Annotated in this window: 27 protein-coding genes, 1 pseudogene and 2 other annotated features; of the genes and pseudogenes, 17 read left to right on the forward strand and 11 right to left on the reverse strand. The window is 36.7% G+C overall.

Annotated features, from left to right (window positions below):
- Positions 1-113 precede the first annotated feature (113 nt).
- From MKY70_RS06600 to MKY70_RS06615, 4 genes are all read right to left on the reverse strand, one after another.
- Entirely contained in the window at positions 114-2180 is a 2067-nt protein-coding gene (locus tag MKY70_RS06600; protein ID WP_044437809.1) for an ATP-dependent helicase, read from the reverse strand.
- Between the two features lie 223 nt (positions 2181-2403).
- A complete protein-coding gene (locus MKY70_RS06605) occupies positions 2404-2826 on the reverse strand; it encodes a GNAT family N-acetyltransferase (RefSeq protein ID WP_088035081.1) in 423 nt (140 codons plus the stop codon).
- 1 nt (position 2827) lies between these two features.
- Entirely contained in the window at positions 2828-3346 is a 519-nt protein-coding gene (locus MKY70_RS06610) for a YjcG family protein (protein WP_002011397.1), read from the reverse strand.
- 90 nt (positions 3347-3436) lie between these two features.
- Positions 3437-4168, reverse strand: a complete 732-nt coding sequence (locus MKY70_RS06615; RefSeq protein ID WP_002030493.1) for an alpha/beta hydrolase — start codon at positions 4166-4168, stop codon at positions 3437-3439.
- 203 nt (positions 4169-4371) lie between these two features.
- Between MKY70_RS06615 and MKY70_RS06620 the strand changes: the two genes are divergently transcribed.
- Both MKY70_RS06620 and MKY70_RS06625 read left to right on the forward strand, forming a co-directional pair.
- Complete coding sequence (locus MKY70_RS06620; protein ID WP_341023730.1) at positions 4372-5283, forward strand: DMT family transporter; 912 nt, start codon at positions 4372-4374, stop codon at positions 5281-5283.
- A gap of 164 nt (positions 5284-5447) precedes the next feature.
- The gene (locus MKY70_RS06625; RefSeq protein ID WP_341023732.1) at positions 5448-6023 is read left to right on the forward strand and encodes a Crp/Fnr family transcriptional regulator; all 576 of its coding nucleotides are present in this window, start codon (positions 5448-5450) and stop codon (positions 6021-6023) included.
- On the opposite strand, the gene MKY70_RS06630 is transcribed toward MKY70_RS06625, so the two are convergent.
- Positions 6013-6684 (reverse strand): DUF4386 domain-containing protein, encoded by a 672-nt coding sequence (locus MKY70_RS06630; protein WP_341023734.1) that lies wholly within the window; start codon positions 6682-6684, stop codon positions 6013-6015. The two genes, MKY70_RS06625 and MKY70_RS06630, sit on opposite strands and share 11 nt — an antisense overlap.
- Before the next feature lie 87 nt (positions 6685-6771).
- On the opposite strand from MKY70_RS06630, the gene MKY70_RS06635 reads away from it, so the two are divergent.
- The gene (locus MKY70_RS06635) at positions 6772-7167 is read left to right on the forward strand and encodes a PH domain-containing protein (RefSeq protein ID WP_131246127.1); all 396 of its coding nucleotides are present in this window, start codon (positions 6772-6774) and stop codon (positions 7165-7167) included.
- Between the two features lie 24 nt (positions 7168-7191).
- Here the strand turns inward: MKY70_RS06635 and MKY70_RS06640 are convergent, their stop codons facing one another.
- Both MKY70_RS06640 and putP read right to left on the reverse strand, forming a co-directional pair.
- A complete protein-coding gene (locus MKY70_RS06640) occupies positions 7192-7590 on the reverse strand; it encodes an Ig-like domain-containing protein (protein ID WP_088035077.1) in 399 nt (132 codons plus the stop codon).
- Between the two features lie 163 nt (positions 7591-7753).
- Positions 7754-9232 (reverse strand): sodium/proline symporter PutP, encoded by a 1479-nt coding sequence (gene putP / locus MKY70_RS06645; RefSeq protein WP_088035075.1) that lies wholly within the window; start codon positions 9230-9232, stop codon positions 7754-7756.
- A gap of 306 nt (positions 9233-9538) precedes the next feature.
- Positions 9539-9777: a binding site (T-box leader), on the forward strand.
- 42 nt (positions 9778-9819) lie between these two features.
- Positions 9820-10066, forward strand: a binding site (T-box leader).
- Positions 10067-10117: 51 nt separating this feature from the next.
- Here putP and trpE point away from each other — a divergent pair.
- From trpE to MKY70_RS06695, 10 genes are all read left to right on the forward strand, one after another.
- A complete protein-coding gene (trpE, locus tag MKY70_RS06650) occupies positions 10118-11536 on the forward strand; it encodes an anthranilate synthase component I (RefSeq protein ID WP_341023738.1) in 1419 nt (472 codons plus the stop codon).
- Positions 11533-12120 carry an anthranilate synthase component II gene (locus MKY70_RS06655; RefSeq protein WP_002086924.1) on the forward strand — a complete coding sequence of 196 codons (588 nt, stop codon included), beginning with the start codon at positions 11533-11535 and terminating at the stop codon, positions 12118-12120. The genes trpE and MKY70_RS06655 overlap by 4 nt, the downstream gene beginning before the upstream one ends.
- Complete coding sequence (gene trpD, locus MKY70_RS06660; protein WP_002086923.1) at positions 12117-13142, forward strand: anthranilate phosphoribosyltransferase; 1026 nt, start codon at positions 12117-12119, stop codon at positions 13140-13142. Before MKY70_RS06655 ends, trpD begins: the two co-directional genes overlap by 4 nt.
- A gap of 1 nt (position 13143) precedes the next feature.
- Positions 13144-13905 carry an indole-3-glycerol phosphate synthase TrpC gene (trpC, locus tag MKY70_RS06665; RefSeq protein ID WP_341023740.1) on the forward strand — a complete coding sequence of 254 codons (762 nt, stop codon included), beginning with the start codon at positions 13144-13146 and terminating at the stop codon, positions 13903-13905.
- A complete protein-coding gene (locus MKY70_RS06670) occupies positions 13902-14516 on the forward strand; it encodes a phosphoribosylanthranilate isomerase (RefSeq protein WP_002186404.1) in 615 nt (204 codons plus the stop codon). Before trpC ends, MKY70_RS06670 begins: the two co-directional genes overlap by 4 nt.
- Entirely contained in the window at positions 14513-15706 is a 1194-nt protein-coding gene (trpB, locus tag MKY70_RS06675) for a tryptophan synthase subunit beta (RefSeq protein WP_341023743.1), read from the forward strand. Before MKY70_RS06670 ends, trpB begins: the two co-directional genes overlap by 4 nt.
- 3 nt (positions 15707-15709) lie before the next feature.
- A complete protein-coding gene (trpA, locus tag MKY70_RS06680; protein WP_002011422.1) occupies positions 15710-16486 on the forward strand; it encodes a tryptophan synthase subunit alpha in 777 nt (258 codons plus the stop codon).
- Between the two features lie 74 nt (positions 16487-16560).
- Positions 16561-16911, forward strand: coding sequence for a DUF4029 domain-containing protein (locus MKY70_RS06685; RefSeq protein WP_002086916.1), 351 nt, complete (start codon positions 16561-16563; stop codon positions 16909-16911).
- Positions 16912-17038: 127 nt separating this feature from the next.
- The gene (locus MKY70_RS06690) at positions 17039-18538 is read left to right on the forward strand and encodes an L-lactate permease (RefSeq protein ID WP_341074479.1); all 1500 of its coding nucleotides are present in this window, start codon (positions 17039-17041) and stop codon (positions 18536-18538) included.
- Positions 18539-18629: 91 nt separating this feature from the next.
- Positions 18630-19313 carry a YukJ family protein gene (locus MKY70_RS06695; protein WP_341023747.1) on the forward strand — a complete coding sequence of 228 codons (684 nt, stop codon included), beginning with the start codon at positions 18630-18632 and terminating at the stop codon, positions 19311-19313.
- 14 nt (positions 19314-19327) lie between these two features.
- Here MKY70_RS06695 and MKY70_RS06700 read toward each other — a convergent pair whose 3' ends face one another.
- On the reverse strand, positions 19328-20161 hold the full coding sequence (locus tag MKY70_RS06700; protein ID WP_341023748.1) for a hypothetical protein: 834 nt from the start codon (positions 20159-20161) through the stop codon (positions 19328-19330).
- Positions 20162-20356: 195 nt separating this feature from the next.
- Here MKY70_RS06700 and MKY70_RS06705 point away from each other — a divergent pair, with 195 nt between their 5' ends.
- Positions 20357-21139, forward strand: coding sequence for a zinc ribbon domain-containing protein (locus MKY70_RS06705; RefSeq protein ID WP_078175513.1), 783 nt, complete (start codon positions 20357-20359; stop codon positions 21137-21139).
- Positions 21140-21158: 19 nt separating this feature from the next.
- Entirely contained in the window at positions 21159-22394 is a 1236-nt protein-coding gene (locus tag MKY70_RS06710; RefSeq protein WP_341023749.1) for a TcaA 3rd/4th domain-containing protein, read from the forward strand.
- 43 nt (positions 22395-22437) lie between these two features.
- Here the strand turns inward: MKY70_RS06710 and MKY70_RS06715 are convergent, their stop codons facing one another.
- Complete coding sequence (locus MKY70_RS06715; protein ID WP_140152436.1) at positions 22438-22860, reverse strand: hypothetical protein; 423 nt, start codon at positions 22858-22860, stop codon at positions 22438-22440.
- 200 nt (positions 22861-23060) lie between these two features.
- Here MKY70_RS06715 and MKY70_RS06720 point away from each other — a divergent pair, with 200 nt between their 5' ends.
- Both MKY70_RS06720 and MKY70_RS06725 read left to right on the forward strand, forming a co-directional pair.
- Positions 23061-24395: a CoA-disulfide reductase gene (locus MKY70_RS06720; RefSeq protein WP_341023751.1), complete on the forward strand. Its 1335-nt coding sequence runs from the start codon at positions 23061-23063 to the stop codon at positions 24393-24395.
- Positions 24396-24554: 159 nt separating this feature from the next.
- Complete coding sequence (locus tag MKY70_RS06725) at positions 24555-24965, forward strand: DUF3908 family protein (RefSeq protein ID WP_341023753.1); 411 nt, start codon at positions 24555-24557, stop codon at positions 24963-24965.
- A 31-nt stretch (positions 24966-24996) separates the two neighbouring features.
- On the opposite strand, the pseudogene MKY70_RS06730 reads toward MKY70_RS06725, so the two are convergent.
- Together MKY70_RS06730 and MKY70_RS06735 are read right to left on the reverse strand one after the other, a co-directional pair.
- Positions 24997-25200 (reverse strand): annotated as a pseudogene (locus MKY70_RS06730) (SAM-dependent methyltransferase); the annotation flags it as partial.
- A gap of 74 nt (positions 25201-25274) precedes the next feature.
- Entirely contained in the window at positions 25275-26837 is a 1563-nt protein-coding gene (locus MKY70_RS06735) for a SagB family peptide dehydrogenase (protein WP_341023755.1), read from the reverse strand.
- Positions 26838-26859 lie beyond the last annotated feature (22 nt).

Consider the following 26859-nt stretch of genomic DNA (forward strand, 5'->3'; position numbering starts at 1 on the left):
TACACTATTACAATATGAACGGGATATGGTTGATATTACGTTAATTCTCAGGATAGAAACAGGGAATTTATATAGAGGGGATGTACATATCGTGATATGGAAAAAGACACCCATTATTTAATGGATGTCTTTTCAGGTAAATCTTTTTGCGTAGTATATAGAAAACGAGATATATCTAGTTTCTTTCCTCTGAAAAATTGCGGGGAGGAAATGTAAAGTTCTTCTTTTGCGCGTGTAATGGCGACATAGAGTAATCGTCGTTCTTCTTCTAATGCTTCAGAAGTCTCCGTCACACGGTCATTTGCATCTTTTAAAGAAGAAGTATGCGGCAATATACCATCGCTTGCTCCGAGTAAAAAGACGCATGGAAACTCAAGGCCTTTCGCGTTATGAATCGACATAAGCGATACGGTATCTTTTTGCGGCATTGTTTTTAATGCTTCCATTTCTTTTTGACCTTGAATGGCTTCATTAATAAATTGTAAGTAAGCTGGAATATCCGTAAAGCGAGTTGCTGATTCCATTAATTCTTCTAACATTTCTTCTTGTATGTCCTTATGCATCGTAAAGGAAGAACGATCATTACTTTGTAAGTACTCTAAATACTTTCCTTTACCATGAATAATTTCTTTCAATGCTTTTTTCGGTTCAAGTTCTTTTATAAACTTAATAAAATCGATTCGCTCATTTACTTTTTTAACTTGAAAAGGTTTCAAGCTTGGGTTTAGTAATAGAAAATGAAGAAGAGAAGGAAAACGGCCCTCACCATATTTCCATTGTTCACGTTCAATAAATGAAATGCACTCATCACGGCCAATATACATTGTTGGTAATATATTTGAAAGTGATTCGAGGCGGAACGGTTCAAGCACGAGTCGTAAGTGATCTAATACGGGCCTAATTAAAGAATGTTCGTAGAACGATTGGCTCGCTCCATGTTTAATAAATGGAATCTTATGAATTGTAAGCTGATCAAGTAAAGAACGGCTCACAGAATGTGTACGATATAATAAACAAAAATCTTTATAATTTCGTTCACCACTATCTACTTTTTCCTGAATGAGTTGCAAAATTTGATTTGCTTCATCAAGAGTTGTCGCAGGTCGTGCATAAAACGGCTGCATGCCATCGTTACGAACAGAATATAGCTCTTTATCAAAACGTTCTTGATTGAGCTTAATAACTTCATTTCCAAGTCCGACGATAAATGGATTAGATCGATAATTCGTATTAAGTGCGATAATCGTTGTATTATCAAATTCCTTTGGAAAAGATAAAATAATTTGGTGACTTGCCCCTCGCCAGCCGTAAATCGCTTGATCGTCATCACCTGCGATAAATAAATTATTTCTTGGCGTGGCTAACAATTTTACAATTTCATATTGTGCATACGACGTATCTTGAAACTCATCTACTTCAATGTAATGAAAACGCTCTTGTAATTGAGTAAGCAGGGGAGCGTTATTTTCTAACATATAATACATTTCTAATAAGATGTCGTCAAAATCGATATAATTGTGTCGTTGTTTTACCTCTTCGAAACGTTCGTATACTTCTTTGAACTCTTGTTCAACCGGTGTTTTCGCTTTTACATCTTTCGGACGATTCAAGTTGTTTTTCTCAAGTGAAATCATAGCGAGTATCGTTTCGGCATCATAATCGTCTTTTAAGCGCAATTCTTTCAAAATTTTCTTTATCATAATTTGTTTATGTTTTTCATTTGCTAAAATTTGCTGATTATATCCTTGACTACGAAGCAATTTTAAAAAGACAGAGTGGAATGTACCAGCAACGACATAGCTACTTGCGGCATGATTCATACCAGGTAAATTCGCTACACGGCTTCGAATTTCTTCAGCTGCTTTTTGTGTAAACGTCAGCAGTAAAATATTTCGCGGATGGACATGTTTTACATTAACTAAATAACCAACGCGAGTTGTTAAAACAGATGTTTTACCACTTCCAGCACCAGCTAGTGTAAGGACAGGTCCTTCTGTCGTTTGCACTGCTTCTAACTGTTTTTCATTTAAATAAACACCTTGCTGTTCTAAAGCGCGGAAATACGCCGCATCTGCATCTTCTTCCATAATTAAATGGGTAGATGTTTTCGGAATATGATACGCCGCTTGCGGAATGCCAGCGTGTGTTAACGGTTTTTGTGAAAATTTTTCTTGTGTCATATATTCACCTTCAAAACTATAGCATCAACATTTAACTTTAGCGGAAGAAAAAGAAAATAGCAATGTAAAAAACAGGAGGGGCTACCTCCTGCTACAAAATTACCCCGCTATTTGCGGGCAGTAAAACTCTCACTTCAAAATTCAGGTGCCCGTAAACGCCCGATTGGTGAAGGCTAATAATCAGTGGGGGATGAACAAAACCCCCACTGATTAAAGTTTCACTTTATAATTCTTTTATCATTACGACGTGTGGGATATTTGCTTCCATAAACACATCAGAAGCCGTCACGTATCCTAGCTTTTTATAGAAAAATTCAGCATGTGTTTGAGCATGGAGTTTCAATTTCGGTAGAGACTCTTCTTTTGCATGCGCTTCAAGTGCATCCATAATGATTTTGCCAATGCCTTTTTGGCGATGGGAAGCTAGTACGCAAATGCGCTCCATTTTTCCTATTCCATCAACGATGCGGAAGCGACCAGCACCAACTGGAACATCATTATCATATATAACAACGTGTGTTGAAATCTCTTCAAACTCATCATACTCTTCTTCTGCAGAAACACGTTGCTCATTCACAAATACTTGCTTACGTACAGAGAATGCATCTCTTAGTTGTTCGTCCGTTTGTACGATTTGTGCGTGCAAATTAGTTGTTCTCCTTTCCGAGGTGGAATGTTTCATGTACAGTCCACGTTCCATTTTCTAATTGGTATAGAAGGTGGAAACGATCGATTGGTTGCTCATAATAGAAATCTTTCATACGTAATCGACCTAATACATCAGCGTGCTCTGCGTCTGATAAGTCTTGACCGATTGTTAAATGAGGTACGAAAGAGTACTCGCGCTCTTGTGTAAAGAAACCATTATGCATTTCTTCATTTAAGAAAGTAAGTTCAGGTGTTTTTTCTACTTTAAAATAAAGAACATTATTAACAGGTGCGAATGAACCGACTTTCCCAACATGAAGGGTGAAAGGGTTCGTTTTGTTTGCGATTGTATGTAACTCATTCACAATCGATTCTAATTGTTCATCTTGCGTCTCAAAGGGTGTTTTCAATGTAATATGTGGCGGAACTAATGCGTAATGCGGATCATAACGTTTACGTAATCCGTTCGCTTTATCTTGAATCATTTTTGATGGGAAAATTACAATTCCTAATTTCATGTTCCAATTCCTCCCTTTGCAAGTCTAGTTAGATTTTGAGAATAAATCTCTTTATCTATTATATCAAATTATTCTGAATACCGCTCTCTATTATTTCATTGATAGAATATGAGAAAATGCTTTTGGTAAATCTGCTTGCCAATATTTCCATGTGTGATTCCCTTCAAACTCTTCATAATGCGTGATGAAATTTCTATCTGTAAGTAGTTTATTTAACTCGCGATTTGGTTCTACGAAATCAGATACTTGTCCGTCTGTACGCTTGACAGCTGTTTCTTCGGTCCCAATTACGTGATAAAGATCTAGGGCCCCCGGATTTTTGAAATCTTTTGCTAAGTTCATGACTGTTTCATCAACAAATGGTGATTGCATAACGACCTTACCAAATGTATGCGGATACATAAGTGCGGTCATGAAGGAAACTGTACCGCCGAGAGAATCTCCAATTAAAACGCGTCCTTTACCCATTTGATACGTTGGATAATTTGCATCAATATATGGAGCAAGCTCATGAGCAAGGAAACGAATGTAAGCAGCATTCTTTACATCATTTGGGAAATATTTTTCCTTACGATCGTGTACATTTTTATATGGAATACCGACAATAATTGTGCGGTCAATTTCTTCAGTTTCACGAAGACGCTCAATTACACGGTGCGCTTTACCAAGCTGAAAATAATCTCTACCATCTTGTGCAATAACAACCGTATGCTTATGGAGAGGTGTGTAATTTACTGGTAAATAAACAAGAAGTGTAAGCTCCTCTTGAAGTGAGGTACTAAAAAATGAAATTTCTTCAATTCTCCCTATTGTTTGATTCATGTATATCCCCCTAAATAAAAATTTACTGTAATGATTGTAAGAGCAACGCTTGTAGTGAAAAGGAAAGAAATAATCACTAATAGGTGCCTTAATTTCTATTTTACCATAATGGTACGAAGAATCTAAAAAATTAGTATTTAAGTTGTGAAAGAAAACGGATATAATGAAGTGGGATTTTTTACAGGTGAGAGGGGAGACAGGATTTGAAACAAGAAAGATCAATCGCACTACCACTAGCAATTTCCATTATAGCAATTTCATTCGCAGCTGTTTTTGCAAAGATGTCCTCAGCACCATCTTCCGTTTTAAGTATGTATCGATTATGGATTATCGTACTTATTATGCTGCCGATCGTTTGGAAAAAACGGGAAGAGTTTAGTAGGATTCAAATAAAAGATTGGGGATTTTTAATTGGATCTGGTTTCTTTTTAGCTCTTCATTTTCTTTTATGGTTTGAATCCTTAAAGCATACGACAGTTGCTAGTTCGACGATTATTTTAGCACTTCAACCGATCGTATCTTTAGTGGGAGGTTTTTTCTTATTTAAAGAAAGAACAACCTATTCAGCAATTGCGACGATGGGAATTGCGATACTAGGCGTAATGTGTATTGGCTGGGGAGATTTAGGGCTAAGTGAGCAAGCAATTTATGGGGATATATTATCCTTTTTAAGTGTAATAGCAGTTGTCGGTTATTTATTTATCGGACAAAAGACAGTAAAGAAAGTATCTCATTGGATTTATAGTTTCACTGTATTTGCCTTCGCGGGTATATTTATAGCGATTTATAACGTTATACTTCAAGTGCCATTTACAGGCTATACGAAGTGGGATTGGAGTATTTTTCTTTTACTTGCGATTGTACCGACAGTGTCACACGTCATTAATAATTGGTTATTAAATTACGTAAATGCAACAACAATTTCAATGAGTATTTTAGGGGAACCAGTTGGGGCATCTATACTAGCGTTCTTCTTACTTGGGGAAAAATTAAACGCAATGCAAATTATCGGTAGCATACTCGTATTGTTTGGTGTATCTGTTTTCTTACTACAGCAACAAAAGCGAACATCAAAAAATGTGGTGAACGAGCCGGCTTATACACAGGAAGTATAACGAGTTTATTGTAAAATATGAGAAGAGAAGTTATTGGTAACTTCTCTTTTTTTGTTCCATGCAGAAAGTAAAACAGATAAATAGGGGGGATTTCCACTATAAATATATAGTGGAGTTCAATCATACGTTTCTCATACAAAGATAGAGAGGGAAGGAGAGACCAAATGAAAGATATTTTAATGAAATACATGACAAATCTTACAACATTAAGTGAAGAGCAGCAGCGCATGATCGTAGAAGAATTACAAATTGAAGAGTATAAAAAAGGAACAGTGCTCCTAGGGCAAGGAGATGTTCCGTCTAAATGTTATTTTGTATTAAAAGGATGCGTGAGGCAACATTGTATAGATGAATCTGGAAAAGAAGTTACATCAAATTTTTATACAGAAGAACAAGCAATCGCAAATTTCAATCATCATAAACAAGATAAATTATCCCCACATACGTTAACGTGCCTAGAAGATTGTCTAGTTGTAGTTGGCGATCTGTATAGTGAAAAGGACATGTATAAGAAATATTCACAGTTAGAAGAAATGACGCGCCAAATGATTGAATACAATTTTGGTGAAGTACAAGAAGAACTTACATTATTTATTGCATCGACACCAGAAGAGCGCTACAAATCATTATTACAAAAACGACCGCATTTAATCGATCGTGTTCCTCAATATCAATTGGCAAGTTATCTAGGTATTACGCCAGAATCATTAAGCAGAATTAAGAAACGACTCAAACAGTAGAGTTTTTTCCACCTCTAAGCAATAGCCATATACTAAATCCTAGTTCACCTGTGATCATCGGTAGTTGAAAGACAACGTTAAGAATGGAAATAATCGCATCATATTGTGAAAACATCGTATTCATTACGTTAATGATGATATAGCCGATTGCAGCAATGAGCAGTAATATACTAATAGTCTTCGGTATGTTTTTAGATTGAAAGGTTACGTATCCTAAGGTGAGAAGATGTAAGCCGAAAATGATTAATCCTACAGACCAAATGTATTCAAAAGCTTCTAGAAATAACATTGTATATGCTTCTGAATTAGCAACTGTGCTTTTTGAAAGAAGTAATACAAATGTTAAATTGAATATAGCAATACCAAGTATAGCTGTATACATAAGACGAAGACAGGCAGCTAGTAATGAGAGGCTAGTATGGATAGGTTTTAGAAAGAAATAAAGAGCCCACGAGGCGATAATATCCGTAATAAAAATGATAATCCATCCGAAAATTTCTGCTTTAAAAAGTGAACTTGAAGTTTGAATATTATGGAGTGTCGTGCTCGCATTACTTGGTACAACGAGATTTCCGTGAACAAAACCGTAAGAAAAAAATGCAGTGAATGCCATCATAAGAAGAGAAGTGCCTGCAAATAAGGCAAAATTTCGCTCAGTCATAATACGTCCTCCTATTCTAATGTTGTTTTCATTGTAATAGGGAAGAGGAGGAGATTCATTGACTTAAATCAAGGGAGAGGAAGTTTAGTGGAATTTCTATCAAAAAAAGATGTATGGTTATATCCAATTTTTTTAGTTGTGATTGGTGCGTGTTTTGCTCCTTTAGTAGCTGGAAGAGATTACTTTCTGCTACTTTTTACGATTCCTTTAGTAATTTTTTTCGTTTGGAGTTGGTTTACAACGAAATATATCGTGGAAGAAGAAGTAATCTTTATTAAATCAGGACCCATTAAGAAGCGGATTTTTATACAAGATATAAAGAAAATTTCTAATACAAAAAATCCGTTAGCTGCCTATGCACTATCATTCGATCGATTAGAAATTTTATACGGATCATATGAAACAGAGATTATTTCTCCTAAAGATAAAGAAAAATTCATCAATCTCGTGAAAAGTAAAAATCCACACATTGAAATAAAGTAAAAGAGTGGCTACGAAGCCACTCTTTTATTTTGGATTTGTCATATAAGGTTGTACGTGAACGATACATAAGTCACGAAATTTTCCTTCAGCAGTTGTGACAATTACGACTGCTCTTCCTGCACTTTTTCCAGTAATCGTTACCGTATCACCTTTTGGGTATATTGTGATGACATCAGAATTCATATTTGTCCAAATAAGTTCTTTATTCGTTGCTTGCATTGGCAAAACGGAAGCTGATAACTCAGTACTTTGTCCAGTTTTTATCTTTAACTTATTTTTTTGCATATGAACACCGATAACTGAAATAACAGAAGGAGCAATTGAAATTTTAGGTGGATTTGGTTGTATGTTTAAACGAGAAGCAGAAGTGTTTGTGATAGGTGAAAATTTTCTTATATGTTGTTGCTGTAAAGATGCTAACATTGTGGAGTCCCCTTTCTGTATAGGTGTCGATACTAATAATATAAAGGAAGAATGTTATAGTAAATTTAACGAAACATAAAGAAATTGTTAAATTCGAGAAGAATATTGTCGAACTGCGGTAAAAAGAAAGCTCTGCTGTTATCGTAACAGCAGAGCTTTCTTTTTATAGATTATGAATATGTTGTTTTTCAAAATTCTCAAAATGCTCTTCAACTTCTTTTGAAGGTTTAGTTAGTAAACTAACAATTATGATTACTATTAAACTAATAGCAAAACCAGGAATCATTTCATATAAGAAATCTTTTAAGAATTTGAACTGTGTCCAAATAATTACTGTAGCGGCACCTGAAACCATACCAGCAAGTGCGCCCCATTTCGTCATACGTTTCCAATATAAGCTTAATAAAATAGCAGGTCCAAATGAAGAACCAAATCCAGCCCAAGCATATCCCACAAGAGCTAAAATCGTATCATTTTGTTTAAACGCTAATGCGCACCCGACTAAGGCGATAACAAGTACAGCCATACGACCGACAAATACAAGCTCTTTATCAGAAGCAGAACGTTTAAAGAATGTACGATATAAATCTTCTGTTATAGCACTAGAAGTAACGAGCAACTGAGATGAGATTGTACTCATAATCGCTGCTAAAATCGCTGCTAATAAAAATCCAGTAATAAGTGGATGGAATAAAATTTTTCCAAGTTCAAGGAAAATTGTCTCTGGATTAGATAATGTCAACCCTTGTTGTGAATAGTAAGCAATACCGATAAGACCAGTAAACATAGCTCCGACAACAGAGAAAATCATCCAGCTCATACCAATTCTTCGTGCGCTTTTAATTTCTTTTACAGACGAAATTGCCATAAAGCGTACGATAATATGAGGTTGTCCAACATAACCAAGGCCCCATGCGAATAAAGAAATCATTCCTAAAGTAGAGGCACCTTTAAAAATATCCAAACGTGTTGGATCTACAGATCGAATTGTGTCAAACGCAGGTCCAAGTCCGTTCGAATTCATAATTGTTACGATAGGAACAAGAATAAGAGCAATTACCATAATGATTCCTTGCACGAAGTCTGTCCAACTTACAGCTAAGAAACCACCAAATAATGTGTAAGCCACGACAACTGCTGCGACAATGAATAATCCAACATGATAGTTCATACCAAATGAATTTTCAAATAATACAGCGCCTGAAACTAGTCCTGAAGCTACATAGAAAGTAAAGAAAATCATAATAACAAGTCCGGATACTAAGCGTAGCATATGAGATTTGTCGTGGAAGCGGTGTTCCAAAAATTCTGGGATAGTAATAGAGTTGTTTGCCATTTCAGAGTAGGTACGTAAGCGAGGAGCGACATAAAGCCAGTTTGCGTATGCGCCTAGTGTAAGGCCGATCGCAATCCAACTACTACTTAATCCAACGCTAAACATTGCACCGGGTAATCCCATTAAAAGCCAACCACTCATATCGGATGCTCCAGCACTTAATGCTGTTACTGCGGGGCCTAGTGTACGCCCGCCAAGCATATAATCTGTTAAGTTGGACGTTCGTTTGTAGGCGAAATAGCCGATTACTAACATCCCGAGCATGTAAATAGAGATAGAAGTTAAAGTTAACATCTGCGTACTCATGTAGTTCCCCTTCCTTTTGTCATGTCTTTTGATGCATTTTGCATATTTATAATCTATCATGATTATTCAGAAAAATCCATTCGGAAATACGAATTTTCTGAAATGTAAGCGTTTTTTGACAATGTTTCGCTTTTGTAATATATAATTTTCTGACAAAAAACCTTAATTTTAATAGAGTATTTATTATATTTACATAAAAACAGGTTGTTTTGTCAATATAATATCGGATGAAGAAAAAATATTTTTTTCGGAAAAAGTATTGACTTATTAGAAATGAGAGGAATATAATGAGTGCAACTTAAAAAAATGCAAGCGTTGATGAAGAAGAGTACACATGATGAACATGTCAGAGAGCTGATGGTTGGTGCGAATCAGTATGGAATTGATGTGGAATGGGCTTCGGAGCTTCCAAACCGAAACGAAAGAAGTAGGCTTTGGCGACATGATCTCATCGATATAAGAGACACGTATTATTTTTTGATACGGCAAAGTGCGTTACATTCGTAACGAATTAAGGTGGCACCACGGGAGTACCCGTCCTTTCTATAGGATGAGTACTCCCTTTTTGTGTATAAAAAATTAAATAAGCTAAATCGTTTAAGTAAGAAGAGTACGTATATTTGGAGACGTTACAGAGAGCCGGGAGCAGGTGGGAGCCCGGTACGGTGCCATATACGGAATGGGCTTACGAGAGGTATGCTGAACAATTTCTATTCAGTAGGCAACCCGGGTTCCGCCGTTACAAGGATAAGGTATATATTTTGTACCTGAATAAAGCGGGATGCTTTTGCGTCCAACCTGAGGTGGTACCACGGTAAATTTATCGTCCTCTACATATTTCGATATGTAGGGGACTTTTTTATTTTTCAGAGTGAGGTGAAAGGCATGATGACAAAAGAGGAATTTATGAAGCAAAAAGAACAAAGAAACACATTTTTAGTAATTGCTGAAGAAGAAGGAGATAGCATTACGCCAATTTCTTTATATAGACGTATGAAGGGAAAGAAAAAGTTTTTATTAGAAAGTTCGCAGCTTCATCAAGATAAAGGGCGCTATTCTTACTTAGGGTGTAATCCTTATGGAGAAGTGAAAAGCGTTGGTATAGAAGTAGAGCGAATGATGTATGGGAAAAAAGAAAAGCTGCAGGGTAACGTACTGCAAATGCTAGAAGAGGTAATCGCACCAGCGCAAGTAGACAGTCCATTTCCGTTTTGCGGGGGAGCAGTTGGATATATTGGCTATGACGTCATTCGGCAGTATGAAAACATTGGAGCAGATTTACACGATCCATTAAATATTCCAGAAGTACACCTTTTACTATATCGTGAGTTTACCGTTTACGATCATTTACGCCAAAAGTTGTCATTTGTATATGTATGCAGGGAAGACGATCCAGCTTCTTATGAAGAAGTATACGAAAGATTGCAAGTATACAAAGAGGAAGTGCTAAAGGGAGAAGAAGCGGAAGTAAATGAAATACAATCAATATTATCATTCACTTCTTCAATAACTGAAAAAGAATTTTGTGAAATGGTAGAAACAGCGAAAGAATACATTCGGGCCGGAGATATTTTCCAAGTTGTATTATCCCAGCGTTTGCAAAGTGAATGTATTGGAGATCCATTTGCATTATACCGGAAACTTCGAATTGCAAATCCATCACCATATATGTTCTATATCGATTTTCAAGATTATGTTGTACTTGGCTCTTCGCCGGAAAGTTTGTTATCAGTAAGAGAGGATAAAGTGATGACAAACCCAATTGCTGGTACGAGGCCGAGAGGGAAAACGAAGCAGGAAGATGAGGAAATCGAAAAAGAACTGTTAGGAAATGAGAAAGAGCGAGCAGAGCATATGATGCTTGTGGACCTAGGACGAAATGATATTGGCAGAGTAAGTGAAATTGGCTCTGTGACGATAGATAAATATATGAAAGTAGAAAAATACTCTCACGTTATGCACATTGTATCTGAAGTTTACGGAACATTGCGAAAACAAACGAGTGGATTTGATGCATTAGCGTATTGTTTACCAGCTGGTACAGTATCAGGTGCTCCGAAAATAAGGGCGATGGAAATTATTAATACGTTAGAGCATGAAAAAAGAAATGTATATGCCGGAGCGGTTGGATATATTTCATTCTCAGGAAACCTTGATATGGCGCTAGCAATTCGAACGATGGTTGTAAAAGACGAGAAAGCGTACGTTCAGGCAGGAGCGGGTATCGTCTACGATTCAGACCCGGTTGCTGAATATGAAGAAACATTAAATAAAGCGAGAGCGCTTTTGGAGGTTATGAAATGATTGTACTTATCGATAATTATGATTCGTTCACATATAACTTGTATCAACTATTAGGCGAGTACGAGAAAGAAATTGTTGTCGTAAGAAATGATCAAATAACAATTGAACAATTAGAGGAGATGAAGCCGAAAGGAATTGTGCTCTCACCAGGACCTGGGAAACCAGAAGATGCTGGAATTTGTATCGATGTTATTCGTCACTTTTATAAGAACGTTCCCATCTTAGGAATTTGCCTTGGCCATCAAGCAATCATATCCGCATTTGGAGGAGAAATTGTTAGAGCAGAGCGCATTAAACACGGAAAAACATCGCGTGTGAAACATAACGGAACGTCAATCTTTTCGTACGTAACGCAGCCGCTAACAGCAATGCGTTACCATTCACTCGTCGCAGTGCAAAATAGTTTGCCGCAGTGTTTTGACATACTTGCGACAGCGATGGATGACGGAGAAATCATGGCAGTTCGTCACAACTATTATCCGCTCTTCGGATTACAGTTTCACCCAGAATCAATTGCAACAGAAGAAGGCGGAAAGTTAATACGTGCCTTTTTAGCAGAAGTGAAAGAGGAGGAGAGAGTATGAACAGTTATCTTCGAAAATTAGTAGAGGGACAACATTTAACAGAAGAAGAAATGTATGAAGCGGGACTTCTTTTATTAAGTGACAACATATTGGAAAGTGAAGTTGCAGCTTTCTTAGTATTGCTGAAAGCGAAAGGCGAAACAGCAGAAGAAATATACGGTCTCGTTCGTGCTCTTCGCGAAAAGGCATTACCGTTTTCAAATCATATAAAAGGCGCGATGGACAATTGCGGAACGGGTGGTGACGGTGCGCAAACATTCAATATTAGTACAACATCGGCATTTGTACTTGCCGGAGCTGGTGTAAAGGTTGCGAAACATGGAAACCGCGCTGTTTCTAGTAAAACAGGAAGTGCTGATTTATTAGAAGAACTCGGTGTAAACATAAGCTGTACGCCGGGTGAGATTGACTATTTATTAGAGAATGTAGGTATTGCCTTCTTATTCGCACCAGCGATGCATCCAGCATTAAGACGTATTATGAAAATAAGAAAAGAATTAAACGTTCCGACGATCTTTAACTTAATTGGACCGTTGACGAATCCGGTTAATTTAGAAACACAATTTGTCGGTATTTATAAGCGAGATATGTTATTGCCAGTAGCGGAAGTATTGCAGAAACTTGGCAGAAAACAAGCGCTCGTCGTAAACGGAAGTGGCTTTTTAGATGAAGCATCATTACAGGGAGAAAATCATGTCGTCGTTTTAAAAGATAATGAAATAGTAGAAATGAGTATTGATCCAGAAAAGTATGGTTTTTCAAGAGTGAAAAATGAAGAAATTAGAGGTGGGAATTCAAAAGAAAATGCAAAGATTACGCTCGGAGTATTAAGCGGAGAAAAGAGTGTCTATCGCGATACTGTTTTATTAAATGCAGGTCTAGCCCTTTTCGCAAATGGAAGAGCAGAAACGATTGAAGAAGGAATTACACTAGCGGCACATAGCATTGACTCTGGAAAAGCATTAGCCAAACTAAACTTATTAATTGCAGCAAGTCATGAAAATTTAGAAAGGGTGAATTAAAATGGGGACGATTTTAGACAAAATTGTAGAGCAAAAGAAAGTAGAAGTTGCGGAGTTATATGAAACATATTCACCAGTGAAAGAAAAAAGGAAAACACACTCACTTGTAAAAGCGTTAGAGCAGTTTACTGTAATAGCAGAGGTAAAGCGAGCGTCTCCATCAAAAGGCGATATTAATTTACACGTTGATGTGCCAAAACAAGTGAAAACATATGAAGAATGCGGTGCTGGAGCAGTTTCGGTTTTAACAGACGGTCAATTTTTTAAAGGGTCGTTTCACGACTTACAAACGGCAAGAGCAGAAAGTAACATTCCGCTTTTATGTAAAGATTTTATAATCGATAAAATCCAAATTGATAGAGCGTATGAAGCAGGAGCAGATCTTATTTTATTAATTGTTGCAGCATTGTCAAAAGAGAAATTAAACGAGCTTTATAACTACGTGCTAGAAAAAGGATTAGAAGCGATTGTTGAAGTTCATGATGAACAGGAATTAGAAATTGCAATCCGATTAAATCCGCACGTTATCGGTATTAACAACCGTAATTTAAAAACATTTGAAGTAGATTTAAGCCAAACTGAAAAGTTCGGAAAACGACTGAATGAGGAAAACCTACTTTGGATTAGTGAAAGCGGCATTCATTCAAAAGAAGATATTATTCGCGTCAAACGAGCTGGTGCAAAAGGTGTATTAGTTGGAGAAGCACTTATGACATCATCTTCTATAAGTAACTTTTTCGAAGACTGTAAGGTGAACATATGAAAGTGAAAATTTGCGGCATCACTGATGTTGAAACAGCAAAACATGCTTGCGAATACGGAGCAGATGCAATTGGATTTGTTTTTGCAGAAAGTAAGCGGAAAATCACCCCAGGGCTAGCGAAAGAAATTATTGGGGAAATTCCAGTCCACGTTTTCAAGGTAGGTGTTTTCGTAAATGAATCAGTAGAAGTGATCCAGAAAATTGCAGAGGAGTGCGGGTTAACGCATGTGCAACTACATGGGGATGAAGACAATCATCAAATTAGGAGATTGAATATTCCGTCTATAAAAGCAGTAGGAGTAGCTTTAGAGAAAGATATTGAATGTGCGAAAAAATACGATACAGATTATCTGTTATTTGATAGCCCGAAAGAAAAGTTCCACGGAGGAAACGGAAAGACATTCTCATGGGAGTTACTCGCACATATGCCAAACGAGTTGCGAGAGAAAACGATATTAGCTGGCGGATTAAACATCCTTAATATAGAAGAAGCAATTCGAACCGTTCAGCCATATATGATCGATGTGAGCAGCGGAGTAGAGACAGAAGGAAAGAAAGATCTAAAGAAAATAAAACAATTTATTAAAAAAGCGAAGGAGTGTTCCAAATGAATTATGCATATCCAGATGAAAAAGGTCATTACGGTATATACGGAGGACGATACGTTCCAGAAACGTTAATGCAATCTGTATTAGAATTAGAAGAAGCATATAAAGAAGCGATGCAAGATGAAGCGTTTCAAAAGGAATTAGATCATTATTTACAAACGTATGTTGGAAGAGAAACACCGCTTTATTTCGCTGAAAATATGACGAAGTATTGCGGCGGAGCAAAAATCTATTTGAAACGTGAAGATTTGAACCATACGGGAGCTCATAAAATTAACAATACAATCGGTCAGGCACTTCTTGCGGTAAGAATGGGTAAGAAGAAAGTTGTCGCTGAAACAGGAGCAGGACAACACGGAGTTGCAACAGCTACTGTATGTGCACTTTTCGGTTTAGAATGCGTCATCTTCATGGGAGAAGAAGATGTGAGACGACAAAAATTAAACGTGTTCCGAATGGAATTACTCGGAGCGAAAGTAGAAAGCGTTGCGGCAGGTAGCGGCACATTAAAAGATGCAGTAAACGAGGCGCTTCGTTACTGGGTTTCACATGTACACGATACGCACTACATTATGGGATCAGTTCTCGGGCCACATCCATTCCCGCAAATTGTTCGTGATTTCCAAAGTGTAATTGGGAAAGAAACGAAAAAGCAATACGAAGCGTTAGGAGGAAAATTACCAGAAGCAGTCGTTGCTTGTATTGGCGGTGGTAGTAATGCAATGGGAATGTTTTATCCGTTCGTACACGATGAAGAAGTTGCTCTTTACGGTGTTGAAGCAGCTGGAAAAGGTGTTCACACAGAAAAGCACGCAGCCACTTTAACGAAAGGAAGTGTCGGTGTTTTACACGGATCGATGATGTACCTTCTGCAAAATGAAGAAGGGCAAATTCAAGAAGCGCACTCTATTTCGGCAGGGCTGGATTACCCGGGTGTTGGGCCAGAACATAGCTTGCTAAAAGATATTGGCCGCGTTTCTTATCATTCCATTACAGATGAAGAAGCGTTAGAAGCATTTCAATTATTAACGAAAAAAGAAGGGATTATCCCGGCATTAGAAAGTTCACATGCTGTTGCATACGCTTTAAAACTAGCGCCGCAAATGAAGAAAGACGAAGGACTTGTCATTTGTTTATCCGGCCGCGGTGATAAAGATGTAGAGAGTATAAAACGTTATATGGAAGAGGTGTAAAAAATGGGAGTAGAAAAAATTATAGCAGCGTTTGAAAATGGCAAGAAAGCATTTATTCCGTATGTAATGGGCGGAGATGGTGGACTTGAAAAGTTAAAAGAAAGAATTCGTTTTCTTGATGAAGCAGGAGCAAGCATCGTTGAAATCGGTATTCCGTTCTCAGATCCAGTCGCAGACGGTCCAACTATTCAAAGGGCAGGAAAAAGAGCATTAGATAGCGGTGTAACATTGAAAGGTATTTTTCAAGCATTAATAGAGGTGAGGCAAGAAGTTCAAATTCCATTTGTACTTATGACATATTTAAATCCAGTACTCGCATTCGGAAAGGAACGTTTCATTGAGAGCTGTCTTGAAGCAGGGGTGGACGGTATTATCGTTCCAGACTTACCGTATGAAGAACAAGACATTATTGCACCGCTCCTTCGCGTGGCGAATATCGCTTTAATTCCACTCGTTACCGTAACGAGCCCTATTGAACGAATCGAAAAAATTACGAGTGAATCACAAGGATTCGTCTACGCCGTTACAGTAGCGGGCGTAACGGGAGTACGTCAAAACTTTAAAGATGAGATTCGTAGTTACTTAGAAAAAGTAAAAGCACACGTCCACTTACCAGTAGTCGCAGGATTCGGTATTTCAACACGAGAACAAATTGAAGAAATGATTACAATATGTGACGGCGTTGTCGTTGGGAGTAAAGTCATTGAGCTGTTAGAAAATGAAAAGCGAGAAGAAATTTGTGAGTTAATACATGCAGTAAAAGAAACAGAAGAGGCTTAAGTCTCTTCTGTTTCTTTTGTGTAATAAATGTTAAAATATACAGAAAATACTTATAACTTAGAGGGTGAGAAGGCATGCTAAGACGTAAACTATTATATCTTCTTTTAACTGTACCATTATACGCTTGGCTCATTAGCATGACGAAAATAGAGTTGATGGCTCTGTTTTTAGGATATGTATTCATCTTTTCCCAATTAAATCGAATACAAGAGCAATCTATTTTAGAAGTATGTATATTTTCGGTTAGTATAGAACTATTTAGTATCGTTTCGATTGTATTATTAAGTGAATTATTCCAATGGATCCATTCATTTGAATTAATAAAACTTGGGAATATTGTATTGCAAGTAATATGTGCTTATATTGTGTTTGTTGTACTAGAAAAAATGATTGGACAGCAGACGGTTTTTCAGGATAAAAGATAAAATATTAGTTATTCAAAAAAGGAGCCAAGCGGCTCCTTTTTTAAATCTGTTATAAAAATAATTGAAAATCATAACATCTGTTATATAATAGTTAAAAATTGCAATTTTTACGAAAAGAGATGATAGCATGGCCATATTGTTGGCACTTATCCCGATTATGATGATTTTCATTTGTTTGTTTTTGTTTAAACAAACGTCATTAAGAGCCTCATTAATCTCTTATGCCGTTTCTGTCGGAATCGTTTTACTTTCGCCAACGTTCCAATTAGGGATAAGTGAAACTGTGCACGCAACGATTAAAGGTTGGTTAATTTGTTTTATTGTCGGATACGTGTTGTTTTTTGGTATTTTTTTATTTCACCTCATGAACAAAATGGGGTACATCGATCAAGTAGCGCGTTTTCTAGAAGAAGTTACGCACGATCGCTTACTACAAATGCTTCTTATGTGTTTTGGTATTTGTCCACTTATTGAATCAGTGAGTGGATTCGGAATTGGTTTTATGGTCGCAGCACCTATTTTTCTTTCGCTCGGTTATAAACCGTTTCAAGCTGTGCTACTATCGTTTATCGGTTTACTTGCAAGTTCATGGGGCGCGATGGCAACGGGTACGATTATCGGTTCTCAGCTTATTAACATGCCGCTCACAACTTTTGGTACAAATACAGCATTATTAAGCATCCCGATTTTCGCATATTTTATCTTCCTTTCTTTATACGTTGTCGGTGGCTGGCAGGCAGTTATAGAAAAGTGTAAGGAAGGAGTAGGATTCTTTCTATTATTTTCTCTCGGAATCTATCTTTCTAACGCATACGTAAGTGTTGAACTTGCAGGGATATTAAGTTCTATCGTTACCATTACATTTGGCTTTCTAATCATTAAATTAAAAGGCAAAAGTGAGCAAAACTTTATAACAGAACATGCTGTGGCTGTAGAGAGAGAAGTATCTATTATAAAAATTATTAGCCCTTATATATTCTTAACAGTTTGTATTTTACTTTCTCGCCTCGTTCCAGCATTACATGATTTTCTTAGGTCATATGCAGTTCTCGATTTAAAATCATATTCTTACAAATTAGAGCTACTATATTCACCAGGATTTTGGCTCGCCATGACTTGTTTATTTACAATTATTTTCTTCCGCATTCCATCAAATATTATGAAACAATCACTCTCACAAACGATAAAACAATGGATTCCTTTCGCTATTACAACGACAATGTTTATCGCAATTTCAGAACTAATGGGTGCATCTGGTATGCATTCATTACTCGCAAAAACAGCTGGTGAAACATTTGGAACATTTTTCGTTTTCGTTGCTCCTTTCATAGGCGGAATTGGCGGCTTTTTAACAGGTAGTAACGCAGGATCAAATGCGATGTTTATTAAACTCCAAATGCAAACAGCGCAAAACGTAGCGCTCCCGTGGCAATATGTCACAACACTCCAAAACACCGCATCATCAGTAGCCACAATCGCTTGTCCATCACGGATTACACTAGGCGCGTATTTATGTAATATCCCTTATCGTGAAAATGAACTATTAAAGAAGACGACGTTAATGATTTTTGGTGCGGTGTTGCTTGTAGTGGTGGAGGTTATTGTTTGGTATATGTTGAGAAAATAAGAAATCCTCCTGGGAAAGGAGGATTTTCTTTTTATATGGATAATGCCTAAAGTATGAACAGCTTCTACTAAATGAATAGGAGATGAAAGAGATGCCCTTAAAAAACTACGGTGTATTAAAAGGTACAGTTGTACAATCTAAGATTGGAAAAGGGAAAACACCTCATTATCAAGTTCATTTACAAGGCGAAGCAGAAGTAGATTATCGTATTGCAATTAACGTAAAGTCGCAAAGTTATCCGTCAGAAGTTTTATATTTTGCAAGCGAACATATTGATTCAGAAGCTATTCACATTTTACCGACATTACCGTTTGGGTTTACAGAAATAAAAAACAATGAACCGAAAGTAGCTTTAGACTACGTAAGAGGTAATGTATTTGATTCAAAACAAATGATTCCTTTACCTGCTGAAAAAGCAGGAATTGATAATGATTTAAATGAAAAAATAGAACGTTATATAAAGCGAGCAATAGAAGAAAAAGCGATTATTTACGCGTTTGGTGAAAGATGGGGACCAGAAGAAAATACATCCGATTCTTACTTTCATTTTGAACCAGGAAACGGTATACACGATATTCATATGAATCAAGGGAATGTAGAGAAATGGAAAGGTGATGATGGCAAATGGCAAGACGGTGGGATATTGATTCACTTTGAGAAGAAGGAAGAGTGGATTGGTATTTTTCTTGCCTTTCAGTCACAGTCATGGTGTACGGATGAAGAAGGGCATGCTCGTGTTCCGGTTGAGCATTGTGATTATAAGAGAAATAATTGATGAGAAGAGGACGTTCACAATGAACGCCCTCTTCTCATTTTATAAAACCCAAAACTAACAAGTGTAGAAATACAAGAGAAAAGAAGCGCTACACTAGAAAACGCGATGAGATACATATTATATTTCATCATTTTACCGATTAGTTGATTACTATCGTACTGAAACAGTCCCGCTATTATATTGAATAAAAATAATAAGATAAACATGACGATGACACCGTCTATTGATCCTTTAATGTCTGGTTTACTTAAAGCGATATGTGCGGAAATACAAATAGCGATAAATAAAAATAACCAAAAAGAAGGGGTCAATAAATTGTTCATTGTAAACAAGCTTTTTAATAAAAAGAATGTTGATAAAAACATGTTTTGGATCATGTCTAAGTTAATAGAAGTCGATGTAACAGTTTTTTCCAGATTAGTATTAAATAAATAATATGACTCTGGTACGAAATAGCGCATTAAAAGTATTAAGGCAGTAATACCAGAAATAATAGGACCGATGCCGATAAAGAAATTACCGATTCGTTGATATATACTTTTTTGATTGTATTGATGTTGTACGTAACCTAAAGCTCCCTGACTTGTATCTGTTGGGAAAAACTGCGTTGCTACAATTTTATGACGAAATAATAGACACATAATTGCATGTCCAAGCTCATGAACGGGAACACCAATCCACGCGGTTAAAAGAAAACCTTTCCTACCAAAAGCTCTCGACCAATACGTTCGTGTGAGAGATTCTAAATAACCTAATATAAATCCAATTACAATGATGACACCAATTAAAGAAAATAATTGGATCACACTTGTAAGGAGTGTTTGAAAAATCGAGTTTACAAATTCCACTGTCTTCATCCAATCTGTTAAAAATGTTATTTGCTCTGTTTCATAATAACATTATTTTTCTATATTACTAGCACACATAGTTTCGTTTAAAAGAAGGATTTCATATTCTTTTTCTTGTAGTCATGTTTTATGTACAAAGTCATATATTGAATTTGTAACACCCTATAAGGTATATGCTTAAGGAGGGATGAGAGAATGAAATGTCCGGCATGTAATACTGAAAATGCAGCGGAAGCAAGGTTTTGCGGAAATTGTGGACATTCGTTAACGGAAGAAGTGGTAGCGAGTGGTGGGCAGGAAGAAGGGCAGCTATCGCGCCCGGCACGAGTAAAGGAAACTCGTCCGAATGAAACGGTAGAGCAGGCGAAACAATTTGCAAGTGGCTATTTTCAGTTCTTTAAAAATGCTTTTAAATCACCATCGGCCATTATGGAAAGTGGAAATATTGAAGTGCGAAATGGAATTGTAAGTCTTGTGCTTATTTGCTTTCTAGGAGCATGTATTTTTTATAGAATGATGAGCGCAGCGGCGACTGTTACGAGGACATTAGTGCCAGATATAGCTACTCCTACTTTCTTCGGAGAATCTGTAATGGTCTTTTTCTTTTTATTAATTTTAACTTTATTTGTCGGATTTATTATTTTTGTAAGTGGTAAGATGATGAAATCATCTTTTTCTTTTCTTGAAGCATTCGGTATATGGGGGACGATAGCGACGCCAGCTATTGCTATACTAGTTCTTTCTTTTCTATTTAGTTTCCTATTGATCTTTTTTTTACCAATCTTATTAGGGCTGGCTACAACGTATATGGGAATTAGTATAATTGTAGCTATATTAAAACTAGACAACGGCGGAGTAGATCCTGTTTACACACTTATTATCGCAAATGTTTTAATCGGAATTGCAACGTTTATCGTGTTTTGGTCTTACATTAAAACGATAATCCAAACCTTTATCGGGGGATTAACAGGCTTCTAACGAAAAGGTGGTTGAATGGATGAATGTATGTACAAAATGCGGAGCTCAGTATGAAGATGGAGTGCAATTTTGCCAAAACTGCGGGATGAAGAGGGAAAGTCTTGTAGTAAAGAAGAAAATGAGCGGCGGTACAAAAGTTGGCATTACACTCTTAACATTACTTGTTATAGTAATTGTTGGATTGTATTTGTATGGATCATCGTATTATAAGCAGACGGCACAAGTAGACCGAATGATTACTATTTTACAAGAGAGGGACGGGGAGAAATTAGCTGAGATCATCAAGGCAGATGATCCAGCCATTATTGTAACGAAAGAGAGTTTAACGCCTCTATTTTCATATATAAAAGAAAATCCATCATACGTGAATGAATTGAAAGAATATTTGAGGCAAGGTGAAAAACAAGGGGATGGAATAGAAAGAGCAGATTTTTCTTTAACGAAAGATGGGAAACATTTCTTTTTATTTGATCGATATAAATTGAAAGCGAAGACGTATTATACGACTCTGCTTACAAATGAAAAAGGTACATCTTTAAAATTGAACGGAAAAGAAATTGATAAGACAAATGACAAAAAGTTTGAGAAGCAATATGGACCGTTTCTTCCTGGAACTCAAGTATTTCAATCTGAATATAAAAATGACTATGTAAAACTATCACGTGAGGAAAAGGTTGTACTTATGAAACAAAGTCAAAATAATGTAACGGTAGATTTAACGTTGCAAGGGCAATATATTACAGTTCAAACGAATGCGTCTGGTGCAACATTGTACGTGAATCAAAAGCCAGTTACTGCGTTGACCGGAGAAGAAATTACGTGGGGACCGATAGCGACTGATGGAAGTGCGGCGATTTATTTAGAACGAAATGGAGAAAACGGAAGGGAAACGACAAAGGTAGAAACGGTAACGGCACTTTCGGCTTATAATCTTCCATTTCAAAAGAAAAGTGTAGAAAAAACAGTTGTTTACAATGTTACTCCACCGCTTACGACTCATTATGTATATAATGGTTTCATCTTCCCTGATAGTGATATTCGAAAATTAACGAGTACGGACTTAACATATTTATCGAAAGAACAATTGAAAATAGCAAGAAACGAAATATACGCAAGACATGGACATATGTTTCAAACGAAAGATATGCAAGCGTATTTTTCAAAACAGTCTTGGTATAGAGAAAATCCGTATTTTACAGGAAAGCTAACAGATATTGAAACTTATAATGTTGAATTGATCAAATCAAGAGAATAAACACGTGAAAAAGGTACAGTGCATAGCTGTACCTTTTCTATGGTTATTTAGCTGGACCAGGATCCCTTGAGAAAAAGATATGAAAGAGGAATGTGACTTTGCTTGCTCCTCCTGATGTACTTGCTTGCACATCAGATAATGCACTAGATGTTAAAACACCTTCAGAACGAGGGGGTACGACTATTTTGAGAGTATCATCTTTATCTGATGATGCGGTAACTGTTATTGTATCATCAGATAAGTTCAAAATTTTAACAGTACCGATTGGTAAGATGGACTTGCCAGCGTGTGATGCTGAAGCAAAGCGAGAGCCTTTCCAAATCGTTTGTGCGAAAGTCTCATCATTAGATAACCAAGCACGAGCGCTGTATAATGTTGCGTTAATAGAAAATTCTTGATCAAGTGGCATGGCGGCTTTCGGTTCTTGCGGTTCCTCTGGAGTTTGAGCGAGAAGGCCGGCGCACATGTATGTTTCACCTACTTTCAATAGTTGCTGTTATAGCATATTAAATATGTTGTTTATAAGACACGACGGATACCTATTCATGCATAGGTTTGTGCACCAAATTTGTAGATAGAATTCTATTTCTTTACAATGGAAGTAGGTGTTATTTCTAAAAAATATGGAAAACGTAAAGAGTATGTAAAAAAAGAAGGAGTGGTAAAGTGAACTATGTCATTATTGGTGGAGATGCAGCAGGTATGAGTGCAGCTATGCAAATTGTTAGAAACGATGAAAATGCAAATGTTGTAACATTAGAAAAAGGTGAAATTTATTCGTACGCTCAGTGCGGATTACCGTATGTGATTAGTGGTGTTATTGCTTCTACTGAAAAGTTAATTGCACGCGATGTAAAGACGTTTCGTGATAAATATGGAATTGATGCGAAAGTGCGTCATGAAGTAACGAAAGTAGATACGGAAAAGAAAATGGTGTACGCAGAGCATACGGAGACGAAAGATGTTTTTGAATTTCCGTACGATCGTTTATTAATTGCGACTGGAGTGCGCCCTGTTATGCCAGAATGGGAAGGGCGAGATTTGCAAGGCGTTCATCTTTTAAAAACAATTCCGGATGCTGAGCGCATATTAAAAACGCTAGAAACGAATAAAGTTGAGGATGTAACCATTATTGGCGGCGGTGCGATTGGACTGGAGATGGCAGAAACATTTGTAGAGCTTGGTAAGAAAGTAAGAATGATTGAGCGAAATGATCATATCGGTACGATTTATGATGCCGATATGGCTGAATATATACATAAAGAAGCAGACAAACATAATATTGAAATTTTAACGAATGAAAATGTAAAAGCATTTAAAGGAAACGAAAGAGTGGAACAAATTGAAACGGATAAAGGTACGTATAAAGCAGATCTTGTTTTAGTATCTGTTGGAGTAAAGCCAAATACCGATTTTCTTGAAGGAACAAATATACGTACAAATCATAAAGGGGCAATTGAAGTAAATGCTTATATGCAAACAAATGTGAAAGACGTATACGCTGCTGGTGATTGTGCAACACATTACCATGTTATAAAGGAAATTCATGACCATATCCCGCTTGGAACGACTGCGAATAAACAAGGGCGACTTGCCGGACTCAATATGGTTGATAAACGAAGAGCATTTAAAGGTACGTTAGGTACGGGCATTATTAAATTTATGAATCTGACGCTCGCAAGAACAGGCTTAAATGAAAAAGAAGCGAAAGGGCTAAACATCCCGTATAAGACGGTCAAAGTAGATTCAACAAATATGGCGGGCTATTACCCAAGTACTTCGCCACTTCACTTGAAATTACTATATCACGCCGATACGAAACAATTATTAGGCGGACAAGTAATTGGAGAAGAAGGTGTAGATAAACGTATTGATGTTATCGCAATGGCACTTTTCAATAAAATGAGTATTCACGATTTAGAAGATATCGACTTAAGTTACGCACCACCATATAACAGCGTTTGGGATCCAATTCAACAAGCAGCAAGGAGAGCGGAATAGCACTTTTTTAAGTGCTATTTTTTTTGTGAAAGGGGAATAAATAAAGTTTCACTTTATTTTGAATATACCGTTCGCCCTTGAAAACATAGTACGTATCGCTTATATTGTCATATAGTATTTATTTTTTTATAAAGCAATGAAAGAATCAGGGGGCACAGTATGGCAATTAACATGAATACAATCAAAGAATGGATTGCTGAATCAAATGCAAGAAACGAAGAAGACTTAGGAAACGTTGTTGAAGAGATGAAAGAAGTATGTGTCGGACTTGATAACGCGACATTAATTTATACGAAAAACGTATTTTGTTTCGGTAAGAAAGTAGAAGTATTCTTCTTCTTCCAAGATCACGTCGTTATCGGAGAAGAGAAGGAAGAGTATATTGAGATTGAAAAATTAAAGTATGATGACATTACAAATAGCAACTTAAAAACAAATGACAAAAATACAACGTTAGAACTAAAGTTTTCTAACGGGAAAGCTATTAATTTAGATAGTCTAAATGATAACTACGGTACGAAAAACTGGTTATTTGCAAGACAAATTAAGAGTATTTTTAAAGTAATCTAGTAAAAAAGCAGACCTTGAAAGGTCTGCTTTTTTACTTATTTCCTATTAAACAAAGGCACCCTCTTTCTTCGTAACATTTCACGCTTGTAAATCCCGTCTCATAAAAAAGGTTTACTAATTCTTCGGTCGTCTTAAATTTATCCATATGATATTGAATTTTGAAAGTTTCAGCGACTAGTAAAAAGGATCCATTCGGTTTTAAGACGCGAAATACTTCTTTCATATCATTTTTTATATAAGAATATGTATTTATTTCGCTTTTAATAATTTAACTCCTTTAAAAAAAGCACGCCATTAATCGGCGTGCTTCTAATTATGCAAGGACCCTTTTAGCCAATTTCGCGCTCGATACGCCCCAACCGGAATTTGAATGAGTGAAGTTTCATTTCCGGCATCAATCCCGTACAATTGATCGCATGAATTTGTATCAAAACTTAGTAACGGGTGCCCGCCCATCCCCATAGCGGTCGCAGCTAAAACGAGTTTATGAACGAGCATGCCAGCTTCCATTTGATGAATGCGATATCCTCTATAACCTAATTTATTTTTATAGTAATCTTTATTTCCGACTACATGTAGACAAAGTGGTACTTGAAAAAGGTTTACGTTATCCATCGTCATACTGGATTGCAGAGAATAACGAAGATCTCCGTACCGAATTGGCTGTATGGAATGTGTCCTACTGTTATAAGCGTAAGCGCCGTTTTCTATGTCTTTTACGTTATAAAAACATCCATATAGTGAGACTCGTGCGTTTTCATTTACATACTTGCCATCAAGGTCGTTGTAATAAGGGAAGGAGAGGCTCGCTGCTTGTAGTAGAGTAGCAAGCTCGGCTGCATCCCATTTCGTTAAAATGAAGTCAGAATCAGGTGAATATCGTTTTTTACAAAGTTGTAAGAAATCATATGATAAACGTTCCACTTTAGGTAGCTGCATAGCGTGTGGACTATATTGTTGTCGTTCTTCACAGGTAAATGTTTGGAAGTGTTCTGTCGATTCAATCATAGATGCCGCGGTTATTTTTTTTATCATCGGATAGTCATCTACATGTTTTGAACGAACGAAATGCTCATGTGTTAACGGCGGGATTTGTTGCAACAAGTCATGAGAAGTAATAGTTTTATTTTCGTGATGATCATCATGAAACCAATCTGTATTCGGTTCTGTACTTAAAGGAATAACAGCATACACACTTTCTTCACCTTCTGACAGTCCAAGTAAATGATTCATTGCCCGATCTAGAAACTGAAAATATACACCATTTGTATAACCAAATTGTTTTGCGCATTCAAGTAATTGACCGATGAGAACACCGCTATCTAATCCTTGAAGACGATACGAAAAGTTATTGTATTTAAAGAAGTTTTTCCAAAACATAGTGGATACAAATGCAGCACCAAAACAAGAATGTATGTTACAACGATTGCCGAGTGCTTCTGTAAGATAAGAATCGAAATTTCCTTCGCGAAGTAAGATAAGACGGTGATGCGCGGCGTCGTAATGGTAAATGCCGTCTGGATAATGATCAATTTTTAAATACATATATAATTCATTCGGATATAAAGCACCCCCAGAAGGGATGAATCTTCGAAATAGAGTCGTTGTTTTATTATTTTCTAGGTTAGTAGTAGGCTGACATAATTGTGTTAAACCAAATGAGTACCAAAGATAATGACCGATTTCCTCTAAGTTAGGTTTAGTAGAAGAATTCCGCAAAGTTAATGGGATTTCTAAAGAGAGAGGGATTACTGGTAAATTTCGATATAATTTATAAGGAAGTGGTGCGTCTTCCCAGTCAATCTCTTTATCGGACGACATAATTTCATTAATAGAAAAATGGAGATGATGTAAAAAAGTATCAGGTTGCATCAAATTTCCCCCTCACTATGAA

Origin of the sequence: Bacillus sp. FSL R9-9492, assembly GCF_038007365.1 — a bacterium.
GTDB classification, from domain to species: domain Bacteria; phylum Bacillota; class Bacilli; order Bacillales; family Bacillaceae_G; genus Bacillus_A; species Bacillus_A mycoides.